Annotated in this window: 3 protein-coding genes; 1 reads left to right on the forward strand and 2 read right to left on the reverse strand. The window is 39.4% G+C overall.

Features of this window, described 5'->3' with window-relative positions; genetic code table 11:
* Nucleotides 1–91 precede the first annotated feature (91 nt).
* Together AC1DPZ_RS22340 and AC1DPZ_RS22345 are read right to left on the reverse strand one after the other, a co-directional pair.
* A complete protein-coding gene (locus AC1DPZ_RS22340) occupies nt 92–2,521 on the reverse strand; it encodes an ABC transporter permease (RefSeq protein WP_477407600.1) in 2,430 nt (809 codons plus the stop codon).
* Between the two features lie 188 nt (nt 2,522–2,709).
* Nucleotides 2,710–3,585, reverse strand: a complete 876-nt coding sequence (locus AC1DPZ_RS22345; RefSeq protein ID WP_477407602.1) for an AraC family transcriptional regulator — start codon at nt 3,583–3,585, stop codon at nt 2,710–2,712.
* A 125-nt stretch (nt 3,586–3,710) separates the two neighbouring features.
* Between AC1DPZ_RS22345 and AC1DPZ_RS22350 the strand changes: the two genes are divergently transcribed.
* Nucleotides 3,711–4,553, forward strand: coding sequence for a phytanoyl-CoA dioxygenase family protein (locus AC1DPZ_RS22350; RefSeq protein ID WP_477407604.1), 843 nt, complete (start codon nt 3,711–3,713; stop codon nt 4,551–4,553).
* The last annotated feature ends 96 nt before the right edge of the window (nt 4,554–4,649 follow it).

A 4,649-nucleotide genomic window follows, 5' to 3' on the forward strand; every position in this document is an offset into this window, starting at 1 on the left:
TAATAATATCGTTAAATTCTAAGTCCTAAATCCTAAACTCTATATTGCTAAATTAACAGGCCATTACTCATTACTCACTACTCACTACTCACTACTCAGTCCTCAAACTTTTTACCGGGTTTGCCAATGCTGCTTTTACCGATTGGAAGCTGATAGTGATCGCGGCTACCAATACGGCTATGATCCCGGCTAATAGAAATACCCACCATTGTATACTTATTCGGTATGCAAAATCCTGCAGCCATTTATTCATCGCATACCAGGTGATGGGAAATGATATTAGCGACGCGATAATAATAAGCTTTAAAAACTCTTTAGATAGCAGGGTTGTAATACTGCCGGTTGACGCACCTAAAACTTTGCGAATACCTATCTCCTTAACCCTCAGCCTGATCATGAATGCAGCCAAACCAAATAAGCCCAAACTGGCTATAATTAATGCGATAACAGCAAATACCGTAAATATTTTGCCGGTTTGCTGTTCGGCTGCATAAAGTGAAGCAAATTTCTCATCAAGGAAAGAATAGCTGAAAGGAAGGTCCGACTTAAAATTATTCCATTGAGCCCTCATATCAGTAATCAAGGCTTTAATATCTTTAGTTTTTACCTTAACCATAATTGAGCTCGTGCTATGACCCGGCAATAACATCAACGGCGCAATTTTCTGCCTGGCCGAAACATAATGAAAATCCTTAACTACACCCACAACCGTATAGTGAGCCCTTGCCGAGCGGACAATAGTTTTACCTATCGGATCGCTTTTACCCCAGCCAAGGTCGCGCACCAAAGCCTCGTTTACTACAACAGCCAGCGAATCGCCGGGATATGACGGATAAAAATTACGCCCTTTTACCACCTGGATACCTAAAGTTGGTATATAGTTTTCATCAACATGAAAAATATCAGTATGGATCTCGGCATGGCCGCCCTTATCATTAAATTCTTTTGCATCTATCTGTGTACCATCGATGCCACTCCCGGTACCCGGAACACTACTTGATATGGTTGCATTGATCACCTGCGGATTACGCAGCAACTCCTGTTTAAACGCGTCAATATTGTTACGTAACGACCAGGTTTCATTTATTACCAAAACCTGGTCCTTATCGTAACCCAGTTTTTTGTTTTGCATATAATGCAATTGCTGGTAAACCACAAACGTGGCTATAATGAGTGCTGTAGATACCGCAAACTGGAAAACAATAAGTCCGCTGCGTAAATAATTTTTATTTGCCGTTTTTGTACTCCCCGTACCTCCTTTTAACACACTGATGATCTGGAAGCCTGATAAAACAAATGCAGGATAAATACCGGCTATTACGCCAACTGTAAATGCCAGTAAAAGTTCAATAATTATGGCTTTATAATTCAGGAAAAAGCTGATGCCGATGTGTTTGCCCGACAAGTTATTAAACATGGGCAACAGCAGGTAAACCAGGGCTATTGCTAATACCATGGCACCCAAAGTAAGTAATACCGATTCGGTAAGGAACTGCGAGATCAGGCAGCTTCTTTCTGATCCTAAAACCTTGCGAATGCCTACTTCTTTACTTCGTTTTGCCGAGCTTGCGGTTGACAGGTTGGTAAAGTTGATACAGGCCAGCATCAGTATAAATATGGCTAATGCGCCAAAAATGTATACGTAATGAATATCGCCGTTGGCCTCTAACTCATACTTGGTGGCCGAGTGTAAATGAATATCGGTTAAAGGCTGCAAATAAAACAGGAATGTATTTACTGATTTGCCGGCTTCGGCCATGTTCATACCCATATCATGGGCTATTTCGGGCACTACAAATTTTCTTACAAGGTCGTCAGGAAAGGAAGCTTCCAGTTTCTTAGGATCAGCATTTTTATTTAGCCTTATGTAAGTAAAAAAACCAATATTGCTCCATGTTTGTTTTGTATCCTTTACAATAGTATTCATGCTAAAAAAAGCATCGCCGTGAAAATGAGAGTCATCAGGCACCTTATCAATAAGCCCGGTAACTTTATAAGGCTCCTTATCAACAAGTAACGATTTACCCAAAGCCGGCTGATTGCCAAAATATTTTTGCGCAAGGGCCTTGGTAATTACCATGCTATAGGGTTCTTTAAGGCATGTTTTAATATCGCCATCTGTCAACGGGATCGAAAACATCTGCAAAAAGTTAGCATCAACCATTTGCAGGTGCTCTTCTTTAAATTTTTTCCCGTTGTATTCTATAAACGACGGTTTCCGGCCGGTAAGCCTGGTTACTTCTTCTACCTGTGGGTACTGATCTTTTATCCCTTTGGCTACTGCAACATCCACATTTGGGTACACGCTTACACCTGCGTTTTCAATAGTTTTAATACCAACCCGATAAATCTGGCCAGCTTCATGTGCGTAGCTGTCATAACTTAATTCACTATAAACATAAGCAGTAATCAGCATGCAACAAGCCAATCCAACCGAAAGGCCGAACACGTTTATAAACGAAAATATTTTATTGCGCTTTAAACTACGCCAGGCGGTTTTGATATAATTTTTAAGCATCATGATGTAATTACACCCTAATGCTGTTTAAAACGCATACCAATTATTTAATTTACTGATAATCAAATATTTAATTTAAAAATTGATTTATAACTGTACGCAGGCGTAACAGTGGGTGTACGCTTATGATACACTTATATTCCCGATACTACGCCGAATTAAATTGAGTATTTGGATCAGCAAATTTTTAATTATTGAACTGCTTGCCGCTGATATAACTTCCTAAAATTTAGTGGGTTATTTTGGTACACTGTCCTAAACTGGCGGTTAAAATTAGATAAGTTGTTGAAGCCACAATCAAGACAAATATCGGTCACGCTCAGGGATGTTTCAATCAAAAGATTGGCAGCGTAATTTAATCTGACCTCATTCAGGAATGCTGTAAATGATTTTCTTGTACGCTGACTAAAATATCTTGAAAATGAATTTTCTGCCATATTAGCCAAACCGGCGACCTCCGCAATAGTAATTTCGCGTTTAAAATTATTGAGAACAAAATTTAAAATATTATTCATCCTCTTTGTTTCAGCAGGATTTTGTCCGGTAATCACATTATGGCAGATTTCCTGCAAATCATTACTACCCGATAGGATATTTAATATATCAACTAACAATAGCCACCTGGTTAATCCTTTGGCTGTTATTAAAACATTCAACTTTGCCGTTATCAACATATTAGTTTTACCTGTAATGCTTAACCCTTTAACCGAGCGTTGAAGTAAACCTGAAATTTTTTGTGTTTCGGGCAATGCGAAAAAGCCGTCGCCAAAGGAATCCTCCTTGAAATGAACAACTATGGATTTCGCTCTTAATACCGAATGCTCTTCCAGGTAATCTGCATCATTTTGGTAAGTATGTGGCAAATACGGACCGATCAGCACCATGTCTCCCGGCTTAAACTCGTTGATGTGGTCACCTATAAAACGTTTTCCGGTACTTTCGGTAACCAGTACAAGTTCATATTCGGGATGAAAATGCCACGGCGTTGGAAAAAAATTGTAATCAAAATATTTGGTAACAAAGGATTCGCCTGAATTTCGGGGTAAATATTCCAATACTGGTTTCATGCTCAATATTAAGCTATTTTACGTAAATATTTTTTCTACATGTTAGAAAAGTATCGGTTTTTAACAGATGCGATGTGGCGGCCGCCCACAAAGATTTTGACCTTTGATGTATTAAAACCAATTGTATGCCGAACATTAAATTAACACCAGAACAAAGTGGCCACTATCATAAAGATGGCTATGTGATAGTAAAAGGTTTTTTTAGTAAACCCGAAATAGACAAGCTGTACAAAGCTGCAACCAGCGACGATAACATGTTAAATAATGCACTTGATCTGAACGATCAATCGGGCAAAAAAACTAAACTGTCTTTATGGTTTACACCCGGAAATGATGTTTTCGGATATCTAACGAGAAGTCAAAAGATGGTGGATTCGGTCGCACAGTTGCTCGGCGGCCAATCCAGGGTATGCCATTTCCATTCAAAATTGATGCAGAAAGAGCCAAAAGTTGGCGGTGCCTGGGAATGGCACCAGGATTACGGCTATTGGTATAAAAACCAATTTATGTTTCCCGACCAGCTGATTAGCGTAATGATTGCACTTACTACTGCCAACAAAGAAAACGGTTGTCTCCAGGTGATTAAAGGTTCGCACAAAATGGGCAGGATCAATCACGGTTATGCCGGTGAACAAGTTGGTGCCGACATGGTGATGGTGGAAAACTCACTGAAATCAATGGAATTGATTTACGCTGAACTGGAACCAGGCGATGCACTGTTTTTCCATAGTAACCTATTGCATCGTTCAGAAGCTAATTTGTCTAATTACCCAAGATGGTCAATTATATCCTGCTATAGCCTGCAATCTAACCTTGCTTATAATGAAAAGTCCACTTCATGGAAAACACCGGTAGAGGTTGTTGCCAACGAAGCTATTCTGGAATGGCAAACAGAAGAGCGGGTTAAAGCTGATTTTCTAAAAAAAGAAGAAGATCCGGCACTACAAGGTGATGAGTGGGGCAAATAATCATAGAAGACAGTTTAACCTGATAAACTGTCATTTACCGTTGAATAAAATTTCAAATGAAAATAAAGTTTTTTTGCCCTCGCTGGGGCTCTGAAC

It is taken from the genome of Mucilaginibacter sp. P4_G9, assembly GCF_056400985.1.